The 24504-nt window shown below is 35.1% G+C and carries 16 protein-coding genes and 8 pseudogenes; 6 read left to right on the top strand and 18 right to left on the bottom strand.

Annotated elements, in window-relative coordinates; all coding sequences use genetic code 11:
• Positions 1 to 10: 10 nt before the first annotated feature.
• Genes mubT through mubX (FNL60_RS04135) form a run of 3 tightly spaced genes read right to left on the bottom strand, consistent with a single transcriptional unit; the run spans position 11 to position 3771 of the window.
• Entirely contained in the window at positions 11 to 730 is a 720-nt protein-coding gene (mubT, locus tag FNL60_RS04145) for a mutanobactin A biosynthesis thioesterase MubT (RefSeq protein ID WP_080008395.1), read from the bottom strand.
• Positions 723 to 3065 (bottom strand): mutanobactin A system ABC transporter permease subunit MubY, encoded by a 2343-nt coding sequence (mubY, locus tag FNL60_RS04140; RefSeq protein WP_157794550.1) that lies wholly within the window; start codon positions 3063 to 3065, stop codon positions 723 to 725. Before mubY (FNL60_RS04140) ends, mubT begins: the two co-directional genes overlap by 8 nt.
• Before the next feature lie 4 nt (positions 3066 to 3069).
• Positions 3070 to 3771: a mutanobactin A system ABC transporter ATP-binding subunit MubX gene (gene mubX, locus FNL60_RS04135; protein ID WP_002265149.1), complete on the bottom strand. Its 702-nt coding sequence runs from the start codon at positions 3769 to 3771 to the stop codon at positions 3070 to 3072.
• A 352-nt stretch (positions 3772 to 4123) separates the two neighbouring features.
• On the opposite strand from mubX (FNL60_RS04135), the gene mubR reads away from it, so the two are divergent.
• Positions 4124 to 4699 carry a mutanobactin A biosynthesis transcriptional regulator MubR gene (gene mubR / locus FNL60_RS04130; protein ID WP_002266732.1) on the top strand — a complete coding sequence of 192 codons (576 nt, stop codon included), beginning with the start codon at positions 4124 to 4126 and terminating at the stop codon, positions 4697 to 4699.
• A 185-nt stretch (positions 4700 to 4884) separates the two neighbouring features.
• Positions 4885 to 5815 (top strand): annotated as a pseudogene (locus FNL60_RS04125) (IS3 family transposase).
• 17 nt (positions 5816 to 5832) lie between these two features.
• Here the strand turns inward: FNL60_RS04125 and FNL60_RS04120 are convergent.
• Positions 5833 to 6988 (bottom strand): annotated as a pseudogene (locus FNL60_RS04120) (IS3 family transposase).
• Positions 6989 to 7075: 87 nt separating this feature from the next.
• Here FNL60_RS04120 and FNL60_RS10365 point away from each other — a divergent pair.
• Positions 7076 to 7458, top strand: a pseudogene (locus FNL60_RS10365) (transposase); the annotation flags it as partial.
• 366 nt (positions 7459 to 7824) lie between these two features.
• Here the strand turns inward: FNL60_RS10365 and FNL60_RS04100 are convergent.
• The 5 genes and pseudogenes from FNL60_RS04100 to FNL60_RS04075 form a co-directional block, all read right to left on the bottom strand.
• Positions 7825 to 8406 carry a TetR/AcrR family transcriptional regulator gene (locus FNL60_RS04100; RefSeq protein ID WP_002263281.1) on the bottom strand — a complete coding sequence of 194 codons (582 nt, stop codon included), beginning with the start codon at positions 8404 to 8406 and terminating at the stop codon, positions 7825 to 7827.
• Positions 8407 to 9046: 640 nt separating this feature from the next.
• Positions 9047 to 9511, bottom strand: a pseudogene (gene tnpA, locus FNL60_RS04090) (IS200/IS605 family transposase).
• Between the two features lie 187 nt (positions 9512 to 9698).
• A complete protein-coding gene (mubY, locus tag FNL60_RS04085; RefSeq protein WP_157794550.1) occupies positions 9699 to 12041 on the bottom strand; it encodes a mutanobactin A system ABC transporter permease subunit MubY in 2343 nt (780 codons plus the stop codon).
• Positions 12042 to 12045: 4 nt separating this feature from the next.
• The gene (gene mubX / locus FNL60_RS04080; protein WP_002265149.1) at positions 12046 to 12747 is read right to left on the bottom strand and encodes a mutanobactin A system ABC transporter ATP-binding subunit MubX; all 702 of its coding nucleotides are present in this window, start codon (positions 12745 to 12747) and stop codon (positions 12046 to 12048) included.
• Between the two features lie 12 nt (positions 12748 to 12759).
• A complete protein-coding gene (locus FNL60_RS04075) occupies positions 12760 to 13359 on the bottom strand; it encodes a class I SAM-dependent methyltransferase (RefSeq protein ID WP_002263794.1) in 600 nt (199 codons plus the stop codon).
• A gap of 492 nt (positions 13360 to 13851) precedes the next feature.
• Between FNL60_RS04075 and FNL60_RS10475 the strand changes: the two are divergent.
• A pseudogene (locus FNL60_RS10475) lies at positions 13852 to 14417 on the top strand (ISAs1 family transposase); the annotation flags it as partial.
• A 147-nt stretch (positions 14418 to 14564) separates the two neighbouring features.
• Here the strand turns inward: FNL60_RS10475 and FNL60_RS04060 are convergent.
• From FNL60_RS04060 to FNL60_RS10470, 3 genes and pseudogenes are all read right to left on the bottom strand, one after another.
• Positions 14565 to 15356 (bottom strand): IS3 family transposase, encoded by a 792-nt coding sequence (locus FNL60_RS04060; RefSeq protein WP_167395603.1) that lies wholly within the window; start codon positions 15354 to 15356, stop codon positions 14565 to 14567.
• Positions 15357 to 15428: 72 nt separating this feature from the next.
• Positions 15429 to 15749: pseudogene (locus FNL60_RS04055) on the bottom strand (transposase).
• A 239-nt stretch (positions 15750 to 15988) separates the two neighbouring features.
• Positions 15989 to 16544, bottom strand: a pseudogene (locus FNL60_RS10470) (transposase); the annotation flags it as partial.
• A 157-nt stretch (positions 16545 to 16701) separates the two neighbouring features.
• Between FNL60_RS10470 and FNL60_RS10465 the strand changes: the two are divergent.
• A pseudogene (locus FNL60_RS10465) lies at positions 16702 to 17131 on the top strand (IS30 family transposase); the annotation flags it as partial.
• 330 nt (positions 17132 to 17461) lie between these two features.
• Here FNL60_RS10465 and FNL60_RS04040 read toward each other — a convergent pair.
• Entirely contained in the window at positions 17462 to 18067 is a 606-nt protein-coding gene (locus FNL60_RS04040; RefSeq protein ID WP_002263641.1) for a GrpB family protein, read from the bottom strand.
• 117 nt (positions 18068 to 18184) lie between these two features.
• Positions 18185 to 18970, bottom strand: a complete 786-nt coding sequence (locus FNL60_RS04035; RefSeq protein ID WP_002263642.1) for an L-threonylcarbamoyladenylate synthase — start codon at positions 18968 to 18970, stop codon at positions 18185 to 18187.
• A gap of 64 nt (positions 18971 to 19034) precedes the next feature.
• Here FNL60_RS04035 and FNL60_RS04030 point away from each other — a divergent pair, with 64 nt between their 5' ends.
• Positions 19035 to 19571 (top strand): glycerophosphodiester phosphodiesterase family protein, encoded by a 537-nt coding sequence (locus tag FNL60_RS04030; protein ID WP_002263643.1) that lies wholly within the window; start codon positions 19035 to 19037, stop codon positions 19569 to 19571.
• Positions 19572 to 19744: 173 nt separating this feature from the next.
• Here the strand turns inward: FNL60_RS04030 and leuD are convergent, their stop codons facing one another.
• The 4 genes from leuD to FNL60_RS04010 all read right to left on the bottom strand — a co-directional run bounded on the left by leuD (position 19745) and on the right by FNL60_RS04010 (position 24457).
• Complete coding sequence (leuD, locus tag FNL60_RS04025) at positions 19745 to 20335, bottom strand: 3-isopropylmalate dehydratase small subunit (RefSeq protein ID WP_002262705.1); 591 nt, start codon at positions 20333 to 20335, stop codon at positions 19745 to 19747.
• Between the two features lies 1 nt (position 20336).
• On the bottom strand, positions 20337 to 21722 hold the full coding sequence (leuC, locus tag FNL60_RS04020; RefSeq protein WP_002262706.1) for a 3-isopropylmalate dehydratase large subunit: 1386 nt from the start codon (positions 21720 to 21722) through the stop codon (positions 20337 to 20339).
• A 125-nt stretch (positions 21723 to 21847) separates the two neighbouring features.
• A complete protein-coding gene (gene leuB, locus FNL60_RS04015) occupies positions 21848 to 22882 on the bottom strand; it encodes a 3-isopropylmalate dehydrogenase (protein ID WP_002267888.1) in 1035 nt (344 codons plus the stop codon).
• A 9-nt stretch (positions 22883 to 22891) separates the two neighbouring features.
• A complete protein-coding gene (locus FNL60_RS04010) occupies positions 22892 to 24457 on the bottom strand; it encodes a 2-isopropylmalate synthase (protein WP_002264341.1) in 1566 nt (521 codons plus the stop codon).
• Between the last annotated feature and the right edge of the window lie 47 nt (positions 24458 to 24504).

Raw genomic sequence — 24504 nt, 5'->3', positions numbered from 1 at the left:
TTCCTACTTTCTACATATAAATAAAATCTTTTATTTGATTACAAAGACTAGCAATATTGTCATCGATGTAAAAATGGCCACCTTTAAATAAAGATATTGAGCACTTATCAATAAAGTAATTTTCCCATTGTACCAAATCCTTTACCCGAAATTTATCATCTTTACCACTACAAATCAGACTTTTTACAGGAAACTTTTCCTGCTTCTGTTGAAAATAATAGTTCTCTATCAATTTAAAATCATTTTTTATAATAGGAACAAAATATTCTACAAATTGTTTTTCTTTTATTATTTTTCCAGGTATCCCTCCCAATTTTGAGACTTCTTCTAGAAATATTTTATCTGGTAACAAATGAAGTGGTGGGGTAGACTTATGATAAAAACAAGGTGGGATATTCCCAGAAAATATTACACCTTTTGGATAAGGTAAATGGTATTCTTTAAAATAATAAAGTAATTCTAACACTATCCAAGCTCCCATACTATGACCAAAAATATAATAATCCATATCAAAATTAACCATTATTTTTTTGATAGAATTAAAAACATCATCAATCATATCTTCAAAACTAGCATCTAATTTTTCGTTCAAACGCTTTCCTCTACCACTTAATTCAATTGGTTTAAAAATAATATTATCGGGCATGTATCCTCTCCATTTATTAAAGCTACTACTATTACCTCCAGCATGAGGAATACAAAATAGGACAACCTTCTCTGTTTTATTCAACACTCTTTAACCCCTCAATCATATCAATGGCTTTAACCTTTCGATGCAAAAGTAAATTTGATAAAATGGTGATTCCTAAAACACAGACAATAGCTAAAGCAAAACACCAATATGGTAATTCGTTCGGCATAGCCTGCAGTTCTGTCGTCATAGCGTTAATAAAAAGGATAAAGAGCGAATGACCGACAGGTAAAGCAAAGCCCATAGCTACACAAGAAATAATTATATTTTCCTTAAAAATAAGGTTATTCACTTTATTTTTAGAGTAGCCTAACACTTTGAGTGTGGCAATATCTCTAGTTCGATCAAAAATATTAATAGATGAAATATTATAAATAGTCGCTACTGTTAATGACATGGCACAAATAAGAAATAGAACAACCATTGGAAATGTCGTTGATAAAATAGCATTCATATTTGATCGAACATCCTTTTTAGTTGTATAAGTTAAATCCTTATCAATAACTTTGGCCGATTGAATTAATTGGGATGTTTTTTCATTACTATTTTTTCCTTTTTGGATTAATAGCATTGAGGGGTGAAGGGTAACGCCTTGTTCTTTCAAATAGTCAGCGTCAGCAACAATAAATTTAGAAGAATATTGGGTTGATATGGCTGTTACTCTAACTTTTATGGGAGATTGTTGAGTATTTGAAAGGGCTAATCTTACTTTATCCCCAATCTTTAAATGAAGCTTATTAGCATAAACCTTTGGTATGACAATGCCATTTGAATAGTGAGACAATTCTTGACCGTTTTTCTTATAAACTTTCATAAAATGCTCTTTTTGACTACTAGCATATAAAGTCGTTGCAATACTATTATTTCCTTGTCCAAGTTCTAACTTTTGAATATCTAACTTTTCAAACTTTAGATGTGGATTATTTGATAATTTATCTTGTATAGAGTTAATTTTAGGAGAAATAATACTAATATTATAAGTATTGACATCATTAATTTCCGTATTAACTACAGTAGTCATAGCGTTATAATAACCAAAAGCTAATATAATCATCAAAAAAGATAAAGCAACACCTAGTAAATTAAGGCAAAAACGTATTTTATTTAAGAAAATATTCCGAATAACATATTTACTTCCATAAGATAAATACCGCCATAAGAAAGGAATCCTTTCTAATAAAATACCTTTAATATTTTTAGGAGGCTCCTGTCTAATCAAATTTGCTGGTCTCTCTTTTAAAACTTTTCGCGTTGAAAAATAAATAGCTAATAAACCAAATAATAAAACAAGGCAAAAAGAAGGAATCAAAGATTGTAACTCAATCTTCACATGATAATTTGGTAAAGCATACAATGAAGATACTTGAGCTTCACCAATATCAGTAAAAGCAAAGTAAGCTAGCACACTTCCAATAAATGTCCCAATAGAACTTGTCAATAAAGTATAGAATAAGTAATAACTTCTTATGTATCTAATTCTTTTACCTAAGGAGCGCATGATTCCTGTCTGTACTCTGTTTTGTTGTATGAGCCGTGTCATTGAAATAAAAGTAATGACCGCAGCAACAATAAAGAATAAGATAGGAATAACCCTGCTAAGACTTTCATCGGTTGTGATTAAACTTTTTAAATTAGTGTAGTTACTTGATTCAGTTGTAACAAGACCAGAAATATAAGTTGTATCATAATCTTCAGAAAGTTTTTGAAGAACCTTTTTACTATTATTACCCTTAATCTTTAAAAGAAGTTGATTATAAGAATGATTTTTTTTTGAAATATCGAAAGCTTTCTGTTCTGTGATATAACCTATGCCGAATTTTTGAGGCTCAGGTGTTAAATTATTTCCTGATACTTTCATAACAAACTCAGGATTCTCAATAATTCCTGCGATTTTAAAAGTGAACTTCTTACTATTGATTTGAATTTGTATAGAATCATTCATCTTATAATGATGCGCCTTAATATAATCACTATCTAACAAGATTTCGTTGTTATTGAGTTTTTTTCTTCCCTGCACAATATAAGAACGATTTAGCTTAGAAGTAGGAGAAAAGCTAGAAATTGTTAAAGCAGAGCTATAATTTTTGAAAGTTTGTTTTCCTTCAAAATTAACACGTCCCTCTGCCTCTTGTATATTAGTATATTTATCTTTAATAGCATCTATCTTTTTTGAAGTAAGCGAAATAAAATTTACTGTTGCATCGCTCAGGTGATAGTCATGATAGTAGTTTTTTGTATAATCTCTTAAGCTACTGGCAACACTAGACAAGCCAACAAAAAGAAAAGAACCAATAGAAACAATTAAAATAATTGTTATAAATTGTGCTATATTGGTACGAATATCTCTAAATAATTTTTTTAATAAAATTTTCATCATATTACCACTCTAACTCTGAAACTGGAATTTTATCTGAATTATATTCAATTTTCTCGATTTGTCCGCTTCGAACATGAATGACTTTATCGGCAATTTTTGAAATAGCACTATTATGAGTGATTAAAACAACGCTCTTTTTGGTACTTTCGTTTAATTCCTTAATCAATTGAAGGACTTCCTTCCCAGTTTCATAATCTAAAGCTCCTGTAGGTTCATCGCAGAGTAATAACAGAGGATTTTTAGCAATGGCTCGTGCTATTGATACCCTTTGTTGTTCACCTCCTGAAAGTTGTGAAGGAAAGTTCTTTAATCGTTCAGACAATCCTACTCTTTTTAGAATATCCTTTGGATTCAGAGATTTTTGGGATACCTCTATGGCAAATTCCACATTTTCTAGGGTATTCAAATTTGATATAAGGTTATAAAATTGAAAAACAAAACCAATTTTTTCAGCACGGTATTTTGTTAATTCCTTTTCACTGAAGTTAACAATATCCTGTCCTTCAACAAGTATTTGACCTTCAGATACTGTATCCATTCCCCCCAATAAATTAAGAATAGTACTTTTTCCAGCGCCACTGGCTCCTAAAACAACTACAAATTCTCCGGATTCAATGTTGAATGAAACATGCTTTACTGCTTCAATTTCCTGATTTCCTACTTTGTATCTTTTCGATACATTTTTAAATTCAATAATGTTCATCTTTTCCTCCGATTAGGTCTAAATTCATTATGACTAGATTATTAACCTGAATTTATTATCATAATATCATTCAGTTTCTTTTTTCTCTAGTTCTTTTTTTTGACAGTTTGTACATAATCATTATCTATTTATATTTAAATAATATAGAATAAATACTTTCACAGACCATATATACTAATAGCAAGTTGCTAAAATCTTATGAGATTAATAAATTTTGTAATCTAATATTAAAACTATGATTCGTACTTAAAATTATTCTTTTATAATTATTGTTTACAAATTTTGTTTACAAATTGTAATGTTTTTTGATAAAAAATAGTTTATACTACTAAGTAAGGAGAGGGAAGATTTTATGACTAAGGGAACAAGGGAAAATATTATAAATGCTTTTTTTAGACTAGCTTCTAAGTATCCAAAACGAACCAATTTTTCGTTTTCTGAAATTGCTGAGGAAGCCTGTATTTCAAGACAAACAATCTATAAGAACCACTTTAATAATCCAGATGAAATTGTATCTTCTATATGTTACGAAATCAATAAAAAAATAATGGAGGCACTTGAAATATGTTCAAAGAACCATTTAAATATGCAACCTTTAGATAATATTTGTACTTATCTTTTTCCGTTGCTCTTTCATTATAGAATTTGGCTAAATGTGCTTTATTCTACAGCTTCAGGAGCTGTCTGGCGCATGGCTCTGAAAAAGCAATATCTATCTTGGGTAAACGATAATTTAGAACTGCAGTTATTTAATATAAAATTTCCTAAGGAAATGCTAACTGATATATTTGTCAATAGTATTTTAGCAACTATTGAAACATGGATCACACAGCCAATACCAGAATCTCCTGATATTTTTACAAAAAAATTTCTATTGATGTATCAAACTCAATTTCAAATTACCTATAAAAAGAAGAGAAACCAATAATTAGACTGAAGACAAAGCTCTTAGAAATCATTTTTCAAGGGCTTCTCTTTATGTTTTACGGTATAATAAAAAAGAATTGTAAGGTAAGGCACTGCACCCCAAAAATGAGACAGTAGAAAAACACTATTAGTGGACTTGGTATAATAAAGTGAACAGGAAGTTAAGTGAAAACGAGGAAAAATATGATGCCAAGAGAAGTATTTGATAAAGCATTCAAAATAGCTGCAGTTAAACTCATTCTAGAGGAAGGACAGTCTGTAAAAATGGTTAGTTCAACTTTAGAGTTCATCCAAAAATCGTTTATATCGCTGGATTCAAGAAGACGAAAAATATGGAGAAAGAGCGTTCTCAGGACAGGGGAGCGCTCTTCGTCATGCCCAAAGCGTAAGCCATCTTCAAGACAGATAGAGAATGAAGCGTTAAAGGAAATCATTAAGACTATTTTCTATGAACATAAAGAACGCTATCGACGAGGAATAAGGGTCAATCGCAAACGTATTGCTAGACTATTTCATGAACTTTGTCTCTATACTAAAGGAAGCCCGCTATAAATACAAGTACTATAACCGTCGACGTTCCTCATTGAGACGTCCAAATTTGATTAATCCGTGTTTTCAAACAAAAGGTAAAAATGAAATCTGGCTAGGGGATTTCACTTATATTCCGACAAAAGCAGGAACACTTTATTTATCTGTATCCGTCTTTATAGATATCTATAGAAGAAAGATTGTAGGTTGGGCGATGGGAAATCATATGCAAGGCCAGTTGGTAACAGATGCTTTTAATCAAGCTTATCATAGAGAAAGACCTAAGAAAGGATTAATAGTCCATACAGATCAAGGTTCTCAATAGACTGAAGCACGATTTCAAGATCTGATGACGCAGAAAAAATGTCAGTCTAGTATGAGTCGAAAAGGTAATCCATATGATAATGCACTCATGGCATCCTTTTACAAGACCTTAAAAAGAGAGCTTGTCAACGATGCGCATTTTGCATCCATTGAACAAGCCCAACTTGAAATCTTTAAATAGATTGAAACCTATTACAATCCGAAACGTATCCACTCGGCCTTGGGGTATCAATTACCAATAGAGTTTGAAAAAAATAATCACTAATCCACTTAACTTCCTGTCTACTTTTTCTTGACAAGTCCATAGGCGGCCGACCTTCTGTACTCTATGGGAGATTGGTCGTTTAATTTATGTTGAATTCTAGTTTCATTATAAAACGTGATGTCATTTTGACAATATCTGTTATACTATCTTTGGTTAAGTTTTTCCAATTATGGAGATAGAAGGTTTCATACTTTAGGACAGAATGGAACCATTTGATACAGGCATTATCTGTAGGTGTGTGTTCCTTTACGGAACATAGAGCGGATGATGCCTTTTTCTGTGCAGGTCTGAAAGTAGGCTTTTAAGGTGTAAACAGAGCCCTGATCACTGTATAAAATGCTCCCCTAGGCAATTCCAATTGATTGAGCGTATCCAGTACAAAGTCAATATCTTGGCAATCCGAAATAGTATAAGCCACAATTTCACGATTATAGAGAGCCATGATGGAGGATAGGTAAAGCTTACAATTCCCAAAGTAGAGGTAGGTCATGTCTGTGACAAGCTTCTCCATTGGCTTTTCTGCTTGAAAATCACGATCTAGCTTATTCTCTGTCACATAGTAAGGCTTACCTAGATTTGGCACCTTCTTGGGACGTGTCCGACAGAGCCAGCCCTTTTCCTTCATGATGCAGTAGACCTTTTTAGGATTGACGATGAGACCATACATCTTCTTGAGTAATCGGGTGATGGTACGATAGCCATAGATAAAATGATTTTTCATACAGAGTTGCTCGATTTTTTCTACAATCTTGTCTCTCTTCTCAGGTTTTTCGCCTTTTGCTTTCCAACGGTAGAAAGTTGAGCGTTTGACGCCGAAACAGTCTAGAATGATAGACACTGGGTAGACATTCTTGTAGTCTTCCACTGGCTTGATAAGATTTACTTTGTCGGTTGCCTTACCAAGTTCCGATACTTTTTTAGGAATTCCACCTGTAGTTGTAGTTGTTCTACTTCAGATAGTTCCTCCATACCTTTACCGTAGGTATATTGTTTGCCTACAGCTTGATGAAAACGGTGCAATTCGTCGTTTTCATACCATCTCATCCAAGTGTAGATTTGACTATCATTCTTAATTCTTAAAGTCTCCTTAATGACCTTGTTAGACTTACCCGCCTTTTTCATTTCGATACAGGCTAACTTAGTTTCCACTGAATAGGCTTTTTTGACCATAATAAAACACTCCTGTTTCTAGTTTACTAGATTTCAACAGAAGTGTTTTTCTACTGTCCCATTTTATGGGACTAGTGCCATAATGCTCATATGTTTCACAAGGAAAATCCTGATTATAATCGCAAGCAATATGGCTTCTACATCCTAGCTGACCTTGTTCCAGATGACCATTTTCTCATACAAGTGGATGTAGTTAATTTTTCATTTATCTATGATTTGGTAGAAAATACTTATAGTTTCGATAATGATCGTCACAGTCTTGACCTTATCATGCTGATTAAAATTCCTCTGTTTCAGTATTTCCATATTCGCTCCATAAACCATTAAAGAGATTGAGGTGAACAATGCCTACCGTTGGTTTTTCCGTTTGACTTTAGCCGATAACATGCACCGTTTTACTACTTACGGTAAGGAATGGCAGCTGTCGTTTCCAAAATAAAGACTTTATAGAAGCTATTTTTAGTCATGCCCTTTGGTTTTATTTAAGGTTTGTTTAATTGATCCTTCTGAGTATTAATAGAAAAGCACCCCAAAAAAAGTTTATTTTCAATCTGACTAATAACATAATTTTAATATGAAATTAGCAGGAATTGAGAAAAAAATTAACCTATCAAAAAGAAGAAAACTCTATCTGGAAAACTCTATCTGGAAAATTCTTCACTACTTATAAATTATGTTAAAGTGAATATGTCTTATTAAAACTTGATACTTGAACTTGACATCATGTACAAAACTAATAAGGCGAACTAAGAAAGCCCCTACTTTTATGAATGGTTAGAAAAATCATGGCTACACGATTCTTACTGATATTATTGGCCTTTCTCGGTTGTTTTAAAACCTTAAATTTTTCCAAAAATTCCATACAAGAAAAGCCGATGAATTTGTTCAATTTCTTCTCCTAAATTCTCACTTTCTGATAATTGATTTCCAATACTATTGAGAGCATCCATAACGTTTAATATAAGTTCTGTTGACAAATCTTTAGCGATAACTCCTTCATCTTTTCCTAGCTTAATATAAGAACGATAAATCTCACGTTTTTTGGCAACAATGGCTTTCGTTAATAATTTTGAAAAAGTAGGATCTTTTATCGTTTTTTCTTTAAAATAGACAGAAATCTGATGACTCATTTTTTTTTGACATAACGCTAAAGCTTGACATAACTTCATCTTAAAATCTATTTCACTGGTTAAAATGTTTTCAGCTTCCTGTGTAATTTCTTCAAATAGTTTATTAACACATAAATCTACTAAACTCTCTTTACTTTCGAAATAATTGTAGATGGAAACAGGAGATACTTGTGCTGCCTTTGCAATAGACTTGATACTCGTCCCTTTAAAACCTTTTTCTTTAAATAAATGCAAAGCTGCTTGAATAATAGCTTGTTTTTTTCTCTCTGTTGTTTTTTGATATTGATTCATTGAATACCTCGCCATCATTATAACATAAAAATGAAATATATTGCTCAAATTTCATTTTTGTTTGTACCAAGTTTCCCTCGGAAAGTTTTCTAAAGTCTTAAATCCATTTCCTTAGTTATCCAATCGGGGTGCAAGTGCATCTCTAAAGCAGTACTTGCCTGTGACATACTTTCACCACGTGGTAAGAATCAAAGCAGTAAGCAAAGCTCTTATGCCGTCCCAACAACTCCTCAAACCTGTTGGCTTCGTAGCCTGAATCATCGTTGATAATAACCATGTTTTTGAGACCATAGTGTCCGTACTACGTCTTAAGATAGTCGGTCATTTGAGAAAACAAGTTCTTGCTTGTCCAAAAATAACCAAAATTGAACAGGTTTGATGAGTTTGCCACGTTGGCTATGGCAACGATCTCCTGCATGGATATAAGGATATAACCCCATCTAAACTTCAAATGCTGGTCTTTTCCCTGACACCCAATCTAGACACCCTCCCCTTCAAATCATAACCACCCGTCTAACGGGTGGTTTGGACGAGGGCTATAAGCCCACATCACCAGCCAGCGCCTAAAGACGCTGGCTTTCACTTTGTTCAAGCCTAACTGCTTTTGACTCGTCACTTACCTCTCAAAGGGGCTATGGTATTACTTGCCATTATCCCTAAAGGGATCTTCATATTCTTTCACGCTCAATTTATCAAGTGCGCTATCATGTTTTTCTTGTTCTTGTATATATTTCTTTATTGTGGCTTCGTTAAGTCCCACTGTACTCACATAATAGCCCTCTGCCCAAAAATGGCGATTCCCAAATTTATATTTGAGATTAGCGTGTTTATCAAACATCATAAGAGCACTCTTACCTTTTAAATAGCCCATGAAACTTGAAACACTTATTCTTGGTGGAAGGCTGACCAACAATATGAACATGGTCTGGCATCAGATGGCCTTCGATAATTTCAACATCTTTGTAACTGCATAATCGTTGGAATATCTCGCCTAAACTACTTCGATATTGATTATAGATGATTTTTCGTCTATACTTAGGGGTGAACACAAGGTGATAGAACATATCCACTTTGTATGTGATAAACTATGTGCCTTTTGTGCCATTTTTTGCTCCTTTCGCTTTACAATAGGCTTGAACACCTTTATTGTATCGCGTTTGGAGATTTTTTGTATAACATTCAATGCGCACCCGCATAGCGGGTGGTTTATTTGTCTCAGACTCTTTTTGGTGAGAGCCGTCAAAACAGATGTGGTTTTACTTAAGGACTAGTTTTTGCCCAAATTTGTGATTTTATTCAACACTCTTTAACCCCTCAATCATATCAATGGCTTTAACCTTTCGATGCAAAAGTAAATTTGATAAAATGGTGATTCCTAAAACACAGACAATAGCTAAAGCAAAACACCAATATGGTAATTCGTTCGGCATAGCCTGCAGTTCTGTCGTCATAGCGTTAATAAAAAGGATAAAGAGCGAATGACCGACAGGTAAAGCAAAGCCCATAGCTACACAAGAAATAATTATATTTTCCTTAAAAATAAGGTTATTCACTTTATTTTTAGAGTAGCCTAACACTTTGAGTGTGGCAATATCTCTAGTTCGATCAAAAATATTAATAGATGAAATATTATAAATAGTCGCTACTGTTAATGACATGGCACAAATAAGAAATAGAACAACCATTGGAAATGTCGTTGATAAAATAGCATTCATATTTGATCGAACATCCTTTTTAGTTGTATAAGTTAAATCCTTATCAATAACTTTGGCCGATTGAATTAATTGGGATGTTTTTTCATTACTATTTTTTCCTTTTTGGATTAATAGCATTGAGGGGTGAAGGGTAACGCCTTGTTCTTTCAAATAGTCAGCGTCAGCAACAATAAATTTAGAAGAATATTGGGTTGATATGGCTGTTACTCTAACTTTTATGGGAGATTGTTGAGTATTTGAAAGGGCTAATCTTACTTTATCCCCAATCTTTAAATGAAGCTTATTAGCATAAACCTTTGGTATGACAATGCCATTTGAATAGTGAGACAATTCTTGACCGTTTTTCTTATAAACTTTCATAAAATGCTCTTTTTGACTACTAGCATATAAAGTCGTTGCAATACTATTATTTCCTTGTCCAAGTTCTAACTTTTGAATATCTAACTTTTCAAACTTTAGATGTGGATTATTTGATAATTTATCTTGTATAGAGTTAATTTTAGGAGAAATAATACTAATATTATAAGTATTGACATCATTAATTTCCGTATTAACTACAGTAGTCATAGCGTTATAATAACCAAAAGCTAATATAATCATCAAAAAAGATAAAGCAACACCTAGTAAATTAAGGCAAAAACGTATTTTATTTAAGAAAATATTCCGAATAACATATTTACTTCCATAAGATAAATACCGCCATAAGAAAGGAATCCTTTCTAATAAAATACCTTTAATATTTTTAGGAGGCTCCTGTCTAATCAAATTTGCTGGTCTCTCTTTTAAAACTTTTCGCGTTGAAAAATAAATAGCTAATAAACCAAATAATAAAACAAGGCAAAAAGAAGGAATCAAAGATTGTAACTCAATCTTCACATGATAATTTGGTAAAGCATACAATGAAGATACTTGAGCTTCACCAATATCAGTAAAAGCAAAGTAAGCTAGCACACTTCCAATAAATGTCCCAATAGAACTTGTCAATAAAGTATAGAATAAGTAATAACTTCTTATGTATCTAATTCTTTTACCTAAGGAGCGCATGATTCCTGTCTGTACTCTGTTTTGTTGTATGAGCCGTGTCATTGAAATAAAAGTAATGACCGCAGCAACAATAAAGAATAAGATAGGAATAACCCTGCTAAGACTTTCATCGGTTGTGATTAAACTTTTTAAATTAGTGTAGTTACTTGATTCAGTTGTAACAAGACCAGAAATATAAGTTGTATCATAATCTTCAGAAAGTTTTTGAAGAACCTTTTTACTATTATTACCCTTAATCTTTAAAAGAAGTTGATTATAAGAATGATTTTTTTTTGAAATATCGAAAGCTTTCTGTTCTGTGATATAACCTATGCCGAATTTTTGAGGCTCAGGTGTTAAATTATTTCCTGATACTTTCATAACAAACTCAGGATTCTCAATAATTCCTGCGATTTTAAAAGTGAACTTCTTACTATTGATTTGAATTTGTATAGAATCATTCATCTTATAATGATGCGCCTTAATATAATCACTATCTAACAAGATTTCGTTGTTATTGAGTTTTTTTCTTCCCTGCACAATATAAGAACGATTTAGCTTAGAAGTAGGAGAAAAGCTAGAAATTGTTAAAGCAGAGCTATAATTTTTGAAAGTTTGTTTTCCTTCAAAATTAACACGTCCCTCTGCCTCTTGTATATTAGTATATTTATCTTTAATAGCATCTATCTTTTTTGAAGTAAGCGAAATAAAATTTACTGTTGCATCGCTCAGGTGATAGTCATGATAGTAGTTTTTTGTATAATCTCTTAAGCTACTGGCAACACTAGACAAGCCAACAAAAAGAAAAGAACCAATAGAAACAATTAAAATAATTGTTATAAATTGTGCTATATTGGTACGAATATCTCTAAATAATTTTTTTAATAAAATTTTCATCATATTACCACTCTAACTCTGAAACTGGAATTTTATCTGAATTATATTCAATTTTCTCGATTTGTCCGCTTCGAACATGAATGACTTTATCGGCAATTTTTGAAATAGCACTATTATGAGTGATTAAAACAACGCTCTTTTTGGTACTTTCGTTTAATTCCTTAATCAATTGAAGGACTTCCTTCCCAGTTTCATAATCTAAAGCTCCTGTAGGTTCATCGCAGAGTAATAACAGAGGATTTTTAGCAATGGCTCGTGCTATTGATACCCTTTGTTGTTCACCTCCTGAAAGTTGTGAAGGAAAGTTCTTTAATCGTTCAGACAATCCTACTCTTTTTAGAATATCCTTTGGATTCAGAGATTTTTGGGATACCTCTATGGCAAATTCCACATTTTCTAGGGTATTCAAATTTGATATAAGGTTATAAAATTGAAAAACAAAACCAATTTTTTCAGCACGGTATTTTGTTAATTCCTTTTCACTGAAGTTAACAATATCCTGTCCTTCAACAAGTATTTGACCTTCAGATACTGTATCCATTCCCCCCAATAAATTAAGAATAGTACTTTTTCCAGCGCCACTGGCTCCTAAAACAACTACAAATTCTCCGGATTCAATGTTGAATGAAACATGCTTTACTGCTTCAATTTCCTGATTTCCTACTTTGTATCTTTTCGATACATTTTTAAATTCAATAATGTTCATCTTTTCCTCCGATTAGGTCTCTTCAGATTTATAGATAGTATATAAAAACCAATCCTGATTTTTACTTTTTTCAATTTTTGAAAACCCAATGCTTTTTAGCAATTTACTCAGCTCATGGCTTGTTTGATACATTGTCATGTGATAGTTTATTTTATCTTTTTCAGAAGCGACAACCAAAATAGAATGGCTGGACATCACTCGGTAAATTTCTTGAAAACCTTTTTTTAGATCCTTCCAAAAAAGATGGGTTTGGATGGCGAATACGACATCAAAATATTGATTTTGATAGGGTAAGGCCTCTACACTTCCAATTTTAAGTTGAACACTTCCATTCTGTACTGACTCTCGATTAATCCGTTTTGTAGTTTGATAGGATTCTTTAGAGATATCTATTCCATGAATCTCAAGATTCTTACCTAAAGCGATAAGATTTTTGATGGTACTACCTCCACCATAGCCTACTTCTAAAATCCGACTATTGTCTGAGATAGCCGTCTGTCTGATCACCCAGAGACTGAGATCTTTAAAATAGGAAGACCAGATTTTGGTAATTACTCGGCCAACAGCACCGCTAGGTTTTTTAGCTTGCTTAATAAGATAATGAATCAACATGTAAAATTACAAAATTCTCCTTTTACATAAGTTTGAAATATTTATATTTATATTTCAAACTTTATTGTATAAAAATTAAAGAATAATGTCAAGAAAAAATCACGCCAATCGCATAAAGAAAATAGAAGGATAATTCCTAAAGTAAGTTCTAGTTTTCATCATAAACAAGAAGTTAGACTGAAATGACAAAATAGTGTAGAACTTAGTCTGGGACAAATAGGACTTACTAAGATGAAACACAAACATTTAACCCTCTCAGACACCGTCGTAATGACATTCAATGGGCATCGAACGGTAAAAGACTTTTCATGAGATCGGATCACAAATTGGCAAGATTCTTTCAACTGTTTCTAAAGAAATTCGTAAGCACCTCTCATCAAGAATAACTGTTATGAAGCACGTCAAATGCATGAAGAAAAGACTGTTTTCAGAGAATAATTTCACAAGCACAAACTCTCCTCTTAAGGATAATAGACTTAGGAGATGTTTTGAATGACTGAAATCCTTAATTTTCTGATTGCGGTACATGATGATCGTAAGAATTGGAAAATCAAACACTGTTTGTCTAATAGTTCTTTTGATTTTCTTTGCTCACCTGACAGCAGCCGATAATGGTAAGATATTGAAGACTTTGGAAAGCCTATGGGTCTGGTCTTCTTTACGTCGTGTTCTTAAGCTAGAAAATGGTATTCCATCCATGATACGCTGCAAGGCGTGTTTGCGACCTTAGATAATCAAGTTCTTGTGAGGGTCAACTCTGATGTAGTCAGAAATGCTTCAAGAAGCAGAGTTATCAGCTAAAACCTTCCCAACCTTTGCTGCTGGCTTTTGATGGCAAAACAATGAGAGGCAATGCCAGTCCAAAAAGCGTTACATGTTGTCTCTGCTTATGCGACAGACTTGGGCATCTGTTATGATCAAGTGGTAACTGTGATGATAAGGGAAGTGAAAACACAGCTATACCAGATTTATTAGAACACTTATCAGTAAAAGGTTGCCTAATTAGTATTGACGCTATGGGCATTCAGAAAGTCATTGCCAATAAGATTATCAAGAAGTAGGCAGACTGTTGCTTAGCTGTTAAAGAGAATCAAAAAGGACTCTTAGAGACTATAATGAACTGCTCCCTGTCAAGTGGACAATGAAATAATAAAAGATTAGGCAACTGTCAAGCCCCATCTAAAATAGACAGTATAAAAAGCGTATTATTTAGTAAGGTATGGCTTCCTGAATTCCATAGGAGTCATACCTTTTAATTTCTCTTGTGATCTGTGGTAGTTATACCAGTTAATGTATTCCCTAATTTGACGGATGAGTGTTCCCTTGTCTTTAGGTGGAAATGGTCTTAAGGACTCACTCTTCAAGTGAGAAAAGAAATTCTCACAGGCTGCATTATCGTAACTATTTCCCTTACCAGAATGAGAAATGGTCACTCCATATTGGTCTAGTTTTCGAAGATATTGTTGATTGGTGTATTGAAATCCTTGATCAGAATGAAGAATGCAGACCTTAGTTGAATCCCAGAAATTATTAAATACAAGATCTATATTATCAAAAACTAACTTGTTATCATTGAAATCGGATAGCGTATAGTCTAAAATGGAATTGTCATAACAATCTTTTATGACACTCAGGAACATCCTCCCATAGTTGTAGTAAACGTAGCTGACATCCGTTGTTAGTTTCTGGGGAGGGCGTTCTGCTTTAAAGTTTCGGGCAAGCACGTTGTAGTGGACGTGTCTTGCCTTTTCAGTTATCTCTCGTTGAGTACAAGAATGATACGTCTTCTTACGAATAGGTGAGTAATGACCAAGAATACGCATATAGCGTAAAATAGTCTTTGGGTTACGGAAGAGTTGATAACAGATGAAGCGATAACCTTTCTGAGTATCATGGAAGAGGTCTGTAACCTTTTGAGCGAGGTTTGAATCAAACTGCTTATATTCAGGTTTCCCATTGCTTAACCAGAGGTAGGTATGATGACCTTGGGAAACCAAAATAGGAACATAAAGAGGAGACAGGGTAACGATTCTTTAACCGATCAACGACTTGATAAAGATGGCCTCTTCTCACTTTCTGAGGAGAGGCCTTAAGGTCTTTAAAATAGTATTCTCCATGTGTAGATAAGCATTCTACTCTTCTAGTGACATCTCATCTAGATTTCTCGTTTTAGGACGACCAGTGGACTTAGTGCCTCGTAAATCTTGTGTGAGTAGGGCTGGGTTTTCGCGGTATTTCCTTGTCCAAGTTAGTCCCTGATTATCTGATTTTAACCCATATTTTTTGACAATGGAAGGCATCCCTCCACTCTTCCCACTAAGGTAATCTTTTACGACCTGTAATTTGAATTCTGATGAATACTTAGTGAACTTGCTTCCTTTTTTGGCCATATGAAAAGAACCTCCTTATAAGAACAGTATATAACTTTTTTATACTGTCCATTATAAGTGGTTCTTTTCAACGGCCTTGTCTCTCTTTTCAAGAGGGGCAAGATCGTATTGCAAGAAGGTAACACCTGTACACCTTTTCTGATTCGGTGCTTCAGCTGTGAAGTCACAATTGAGACTATTCTCTTCAATGTTTATCAAACTGGTCTTAGTACAATAGCCACAATAACGACGGATATTAGTTTGCTTTCAAGACCTTTTCCACGTCGGTCTAATAGTCCATTGATGCCATCTTTCTTAAACTTTCTCACCCATGAGTAAACTTGTTGGTAAGAGCCCCCATACTTCTCAACCGCCGCGTGATAGTTCTTATTGTGAACCATTGTGAAAGTGACAATTTCAATACGTCCTTCAAAAGTTGTCTTGCGTCCTTGTTTCATACGAGTCCGTTCTTTACGAGTGGTTGGTAATGTTTCACCACTAGTATACCGTTTTATCCACCTTATGGAACATGAAAATTAGAGACCCCATATTTTTCAACAATTGAGCTAAACTTCCTTGACCCTCAAGGTAATCCCGAATGGCTTGTTCCTTCAGTTCTTGACTATATTTCTTTCAAATTCTAGACTCTTTGAGACCCTCTATGTCTGATCCTTTGTATTTTCTAACCCAATCTTTGATGGTTTGATGATCTACTCCAGAATGCCTTGTTAAGGTTGAAATGGATCTCTCTCGTTCCAAGTACAACAAAACAATCTCCAGTTTTTCAGCTACAGACTTTGAACTTCTTTTAGACATAAGAAAACTCCCCTTATAACTTCTAGTGAATTTTTGGTTTTTCACTGTCCACTATATGAGGAGTGTATCATTGACCACTATTGGATCACTTATTGTAAGTAAAAAATGACCAGAAGAGGACAAGGTGGAACATAAGCTTTCACGCCTTTATCGTGGTTATGAAGGGAATAAGGATTTCTTTGAAGCTTTCTCCTGTTATTCTTACTGACAACGTGGGAGAGTTCACTAGGGTGGATAATATCAAGTTTGATGTGAGAGAAGAGTCTAAGCTACTACTCTTCTGTGCCTCAATCGTCCTGACTAGAAAGGACATATTGAGAAAAGCCACACCCTCATTCGGGATAATTTGCCTAAAGGAACTTCTTTTGCTAACTTAACACAAGATGATTATTAACCCACATGTTAACGGCGTTAGGCGTGCCACTCTGAATAATCAATCAGCCTATGATATCTTTACCTTTGTCTACATTGAAGAATTAGCTAAGTTACTTGGCATCTCTCCTATAAATCCTGAGAATATCATTCAATCACTAAAACTTATCCAACATAAACCCTCTCTAGTCGCAATCAAACTCATAACAAATTAACAACTAAATAGAAAGGTTCTGTCTCAACCAAATTGCCAGATAGGGAGAACTTACTTTGGGGCAGTCTGAAGTTAGTGATTTTAGTGTACACTTTTTTCAAAAAAGTACAGCCTATATCTCCTATTAAATAATCTACAAACTTAAAAATAGAGCTTAGATTCAAACTAAATTCTGTTGATTTGACACCTTTTTCCCATAACTAATACTCACTTAAAATCAAAAAGCAACCTCTCGTTCATTCTCTACTGACAATTGATTCCGCTTCTTCCAGACAGGCTTTAGATCACTTATTGAAATGAGGAACAAGGCCATTTCTTAATTTTTATTATTTCATTGTCCATTGGCAGAGAGCAGTTCAAAACATCTGACATTGTCTTTCCCTTTATCATTTTTCTTAGCCTTTTGTGTATATTTCCTAATAAAGTCAGACTTAGCATCAGTATAAGCATCACGATTATGCTCATATTTTTCCCATAAGCCAAGTTTTAACCTTTCATAGTCTTTAGCAACTTCCGGATACTCTCTTAAGTAATCTCTAAAATACAGTTCATCATTATCCCCTTGATAACGTAAATGAAGGTGAAATACTTTCTCGGCAAAGCCGTCTTTTGTATAACCTTTATTAAAAGATAACCGTTTCTCACCTTCAGACATGAGGAGATAACCAGCATCCAGCAACCGCTTCTTGAAATCTTGTAAATCTTCCTTTTCAGGAACTTCTAATAAAATATCAACAATATTTTTAGCCCAAATGTCAGGAACAGCTGTGCTGCCAATATGGGAAATACTTTTGATACTTTGACTTGGAAGCAAGTGTAAAAGCCGTTCTTTTTCTTCTTCATACCAATCTTCCCATTCCTCTTTGTGTTCAACAAGAAAAATAGGGAATAATTGCCAGAGTTCCTTTAAACTCATATCTGATAAGTCTTTGACCATCCTTTATTCATTTCCCTTTTTGAATTTTACCTTTTCATTATAGCAAAAACACCCTTGCGGAGTGATTTTACATTACCTATTTTAATATTGAAAAACAGTCCTAAGGACTGCTGCTTTTTAATAATACTCACCTTGTCGGTAATTCCAAGAGTTGAACTGATCTGATAGGTGCATCATGATTTTATCAATATCAAGACCCTTACGGATAACAACAGGGCACGGCTCTACTGAACGGCTATCCGCTCCTTGTTGCGGGATTAATTTGCCGTCTTTATCAACCATTGAGACCATAACACCTTGCTCATAGCGCGTTTCAATTGTCTTATCAGGCTGGATAGAAGCGACATAATCATCAGCTTCAATAACAAGGTCAACCATGGATTCGATACGTTCACCAATACCTTCCACTTTACCGCGGTTCCCTTTACCTGATGGATTAGCAGAGGAAGCATAAACCATACGGCCTTCTTTTTCCCACATTTCTTTGGCAATTTGCTCGCCAGCCACGCCAAATTTAATAACAAAACAAGAGGTGCCGCGAATATCTGTCATCAGTTCTTCACGTCCATCGCCATAAGCTTTCAATTTTTCGTAAGCTTCTGCTTTCCATGGTAAGATACAGCCAAGAAGGATATCTTCATCCCAATGTTTTTGATAAAAGGCATCAATTTCTGGTGTTAACTGGGCTAAGGCACGCAATTCTTCCATACTGCCGCAAAGGACAACCCCAGGTTTGTTGCGATTGCGCTTTTTAGCTTCAAATTTACGTTCGAGACCTTTTTTATCTGAAGTCATGATAATGTAGCCAACCTTAGTTGGACAAACGATTACACCGCCTTCGCCCTTAACAATTTCAAAGCCTTCTTGTGAAAGATTGCCATCCCAATGGATATGTTTAGTCATAAAAATTTCCTCTTCTAGTTAATATCTGTATTTTCTGACAACTTCTATTATAGCAGTAAGTCCTATGAAAATCAAACGCTATTTTCCTCCCAAAAGGCAAGTTTATAGTCTTCTAAAGATGCTGTTCTTGCAAATTACTGTCTCGGAAAATGGTTATAGCACAAAAATGACAAGCTTTGATGACTATCTCACTAAAGCAAATCAGTTAGAACAAAAATTACTCATTGAAATCAAAACATCTTCTCAAGATTCAAAGAAGATAATGGCACATTTTCTCAACAAATACGCTAAACCAATCAAACATCAGATTCATTCGCTTGATTACCATCTCATTGATAAGGTTAAAAAATATGATAAATCTCTTGTCGCTTACTTCATCCTTCCTTATAAGTCTATCTTCTCCAGAACCAAAGCCAACGGCTATACGATGGAATACTTTTCCTTAGACCAAAATTTCATGACCAAACTGCTGACCAATCATAAGAAGATTTACGCTTGGACAGTCAACAATGAATCAGTAATGACAGGGATGATTTTGATGGGTGTCAATGGCATTATTACAGATTACCTAACCACTTCCCAAGGAGAAAATCAAAGATAGCCAGTCCGACAAAAACTATTCCAACTTACTCCTACGCCACATTCAAGATATTTTTAATTTATTCTAAAGAAAATAAAAGAGAGCTTTTTCTGATTGCTAAAGCATCATAAGGCCTCTCTTATTTTTTTCTAGATAGCATATCTCATCACTCAATGATTGTTTTATCTACTTTTTTAGTGCCAATAGCTTGGACGGTTTTGCTCATACTGTGCAATCAGGTCTTCATACTGAAGAGTGATTCCAATGTCATCAAGTCCATTTAATAGTTTATGTTTCCATTCCCCATCAATATCAAAGGAAAAATCTCCTACGGGAGAATAGATTTTTTGTTCAAAAAGATTAACGGTTACTTCATCTGTCGGTTTTAATTTAGCCAGTTTATCTCGAACTTCCTTAGGCTGGATAATGGGCAAAATACCATTATTCAAATCATTATTATAGTGAATATCTCCAAAAGAGCCAGCTACAATAACTTTAAACCCATAATCAGCCAAAGCCCAAGCTGCATGTTCCCTTGAAGAACCTGCTCCAAAGTTATCACCTGTAATTAAAATACTCGCCTCGCGGTATTCTGGTTGATTAAAAATAAAATCTGGATTTTCTGTATAATTATTATCCAAATACCGCCACTCATACATCAGATATTTTCCAAAACCTTTTTTATCAATGAGTTTCAGAAATTGCTTAGGCAAAATTTGATCGGTATCAATATTATCATTCATTAAAGGAACCGTTGTTCCTGTATAAATTGTAAATTCTTCCATATTAAACTTGTGCCTCCGGTAATTGACGAACATCTATAAAGCGACCAGCAATTGCTGCTGCTGCTGCCATAGCAGGGCTGCAAAGGTGTGTTTTCGCTCCAACTCCCTGTCTATCTTCAAAATTACGATTGCTAGTTGAAGCACAGTGCATGCCTTCAGGTACCTTATCAGGATTCATACCAAGACACATGGAACAGCCCGGATCGCGCCATTCAAAGCCAGCATCTAAGAAAATTTTATCCAGACCAATTTTTTCAGCAGCCTGCTTGACAGGACGGCTGCCCGGAACCACAATAGCGGTCAAATTAGGAGCAATATGTTTACCAGCAACGTACTTAGCTGCCACTTTCAAATCACTTAATCGCGCATTGGTACAAGAACCTAAAAAAACATAACCAAGTTCAATATCCTCTGCTGTTTGACCCGGCTTCATGTCCATATAATCATAAGCCCGCTTATCATTCATATCTCTAATATCAGGAAAAGCTTGCCCAAAAGCGACTCCCATTGAAGGATTAGTTCCCCAAGTCACCATGGGAGCTAATTGAGAAACATCTAATTCAATCACCTTGTCGTAATGAGCATCTTCATCAGAAACCAAAGTCTTCCAATCAGCCACTGCTGTTTCAAAATCTTCAGGGACACACGCTTTGTTCTTAAGGTAATCAAAGGTCTTTTGATCAGGATTCATAATTCCCATTTTAGAACCAAATTCTATGGACATATTGCATATAGTCATTCGTTCTTCCATGCTTAGGGCATCAACAGCATCACCAATATACTCAACAACATAACCAACACCTAAAGCCACACCATATTTAGCAATTAAGGCTAAAATGTAATCCTTGGAATAAACACCCTTTTGTGGTTTTCCTGTAAATTTTACCAAGAGCTTTTTAGGTTTTACCTGCCAGATAGTCTGGGTCGCAAAAACATGCTCAACTTCGGTAGTTCCAATTCCAAAACCAATAGCACCAAAAGCGCCATGTGTTGCCGTATGGCTATCTCCGCAAACGATAAATTTACCCGGCTGTGTACGACCAGTCTCAGGGCCAACCATATGGACAATTCCCTGATTTTCAGAACCATGGTCTGCATGAGGAATATTAAATTCGATAACATTTCTAGCAAGAGCATCCATTTGTGCCTTAGAAATAACATCACGAATATCATAAATATTAACGGTCGGTACATTGTGATCAAATGTTCCAAAAGTTAAATCAGGACGGCGCACTTTTCGACCAGCATCTCGCAAGCCCTGAAAGGCTTGCGGGCTAGTCACCTCATGTATATAGTGCTGATCCACATACATGAGTTGGGGCTCTCCTTCCTTACCGGTAATCACATGGCGATCCCATAATTTATCAAAAATTGATTTTCCACTCATACTAGACTCTCCAAAATTGTCATTACAATCATACCTATATCTATTACCAAATAGCTTAATCAAAAATCTTTTTTATCTGATGATAAACAATTATTCTCTTAACAAATACCAAAAAAATACTGGCATTAGAGATTAGCAATAATAGCAGCTGTCATCTGTTTTGTATTAGCCAAACCGCCTAAATCACGCGTTAGAATCCCCTGCGTCAAGGTTTTATTAACAGCGTGTTCAATCATTTCAGCACCAGCAGTTTCTCCGAAACTGTCACGCAGCATCATAGCAACTGATAAAATCATAGAAATTGGGTTAGCAATACCTTTTCCAGCAATATCAGGTGCTGAACCGTGAATGGGTTCATAAAGGCTAGGACCGCTTTCTGAATGACTGGCAGACGGCATGACCCCTAAGGTGCCAGGCAGTACACTGGATTCATCGGACAGAATATCCCCAAAAAGATTTTCAGTCACTACAACATCAAAACAAGCTGGATTAGTAATCATAACCATGGCTGCACTGTCCACCAATTGATGCTCCAAAGTGACATCTGAATATTCTTTTGCTACTTCTTCTGCTATCTGTCGCCAAAGCTTTGAAGTCGCCAAAACATTTTGCTTATCAATACTGGTTACTTTTTTATTGCGACCACGTGCAATGGCAAAGGCCTTACGCATAATTCGACGGATTTCACTAGCTGAGTACTCATTAATATCACATGCCGAATTTTTAGTTAAAGTATGTTGACCAAAGTAGATACCACCAGTCAATTCACGAACAACCACAAAATCAACACCAGCAATACGTTCTGCTTTTAAAGGCGATAAGTGCCTGAGGGCATCAAAAATACGCACTGGACGAATATTAGCAAAAAGATTAAGTTCTTTACGTATAGCTAACAGACCTTGTTCCGGACGAACAGGTGCCTTGTCGTATTGCGGACTGCCAATGGCCGCCAATAGAATCGCATCAGCAGTTTTTGCTGCTGCTAAGGTATCATCAGGAAGCGGATGCCCACTGGCATCAATTCCTGCACCTCCAAAAGCTTTTGCTTCAATTTCATAGTCAAAGTTAATCTTTTGAGCAACAGCGTCAAAAACCTCTAAACCTGCTGCCATAATTTCTGGACCAATACCATCTCCTGCCAGCGTTACGATTTTTTTCATTTTCCTCTCCTAGTCATTACTTGGATAATCACGTTCTGAAACTTTGTGACCAATTTCACCAGCATTTTCCTTTTGAACAAAGGTATTAGCATTGATATAAGCAATAGCACTAGCTTTTAAAACATCAAAGTCAAGACCAGAAGCATTGAAAATGGTATCCGTATCAACATTTTCCACAGAAACGAGCACACGTGCCTGAGCATCAATACCATCAGTAACAGCCTCAATATTATAACTATCTAACTTAACAGTTTGATTAAAGAATTTATCGACAGCATTGAAAATAGCTTCAACAGAACCCTTACCATTAGCAATGATAGTTACTTCTTCCTCACCCTCATTGACCATAATAACTTGTGCTGTGATCGTGTCGTCATCATTTGATGTCAGCCTTAAGTCCTTAAAGTGGAAACCTTCAGGATTTTCAACACTAGTCCCTGCTACCAAAGCTCTAATATCAGCATCTGTGATATCGTGTTTTTTATCGGCCAACGATTTAAATTTTGCAAAAAGAGGTGCAACCTCTCCTTCTTCAAAATCAAGCTTCAATTCTTTTAATTTTTCAATAAAGGCATGACGGCCAGATAATTTCCCAAGCGGCAGGGAACTTTTCTTAACACCAACCAATTCAGGCGTGATAATTTCATAAGTGAGGGGATTCTTAAGAAAACCATCTTGATGAATACCGGATTCATGCGAAAAAGCATTGCCACCAACAACAGCTTTATTTTTAGGAACAGGAATACCCGAGAAACGTGATACCATTTCTGAAGTGGTCACTGTCTCATCAAGAACGATAGCACTGGTCGCATCATAGTAATCTTCACGAATATTAAGAGCTACGGCCACTTCTTCAAGAGCTACGTTACCAGCACGTTCTCCGATACCATTAACCGTTCCTTCAACACGTCCAGCACCATTTTTAATGGCAGCGAGGGTATTAGCGGTTGCCATTCCTAAGTCATCATGACAATGAGGGCTGAAAATAATGTCACGGTCAGATTTAACATTTTCAATGAGATACTTGAAAATATGGCCAAATTCTACTGGCGTGGTAAAGCCAACTGTATCAGGGATATTAATATAAGTAGCACCAGCATCTACAGCAGTTTGCACTACCTGCAATAGGAAATCAAGTTCTGTACGTGTGGCATCCTCTGGTGAAAATTCAATCACATCAAATTTTGAGCGCGCATAAGTTACATGTTCCTTAATTACTTCAAGAATTTCTTCTTTGGATTTTTTAAGCTTAAATTCACGATGAATAGGACTGGTTGCAATAAAGACATGACATTGTGGAAATTTGGCATCCTTAAGCGCCTCATAACAGGCATCAATATCAGATTTCACAGAACGAGCCAGACCTGATACAGCAGTCGTTGTCATCGCTGCTGCAATTTGCTTCACAGCTTCAAAAGAGTCAGGGCTAGCAGCTGGAAAACCGGCTTCAATATCAGAGATTCCCCACTTCTCCAATTGCTTGGCAATAGCTACTTTTTCTTTAATCGAAAAATTAACCCCCGGTGTTTGTTCGCCATCACGGAGCGTTGTGTCAAGAAATTCAACCTTACGCATAAGATTACCACCTTCTAATTGAAAAAATAAAGTAAAAAAACATCTCA

This window comes from Streptococcus mutans, from assembly GCF_006739205.1.
In the GTDB taxonomy this organism is placed as follows: domain Bacteria; phylum Bacillota; class Bacilli; order Lactobacillales; family Streptococcaceae; genus Streptococcus; species Streptococcus mutans.
Note: the sequence above shows the minus strand (reverse complement) of the source record. Positions and strands in the feature narration are given on the sequence as shown.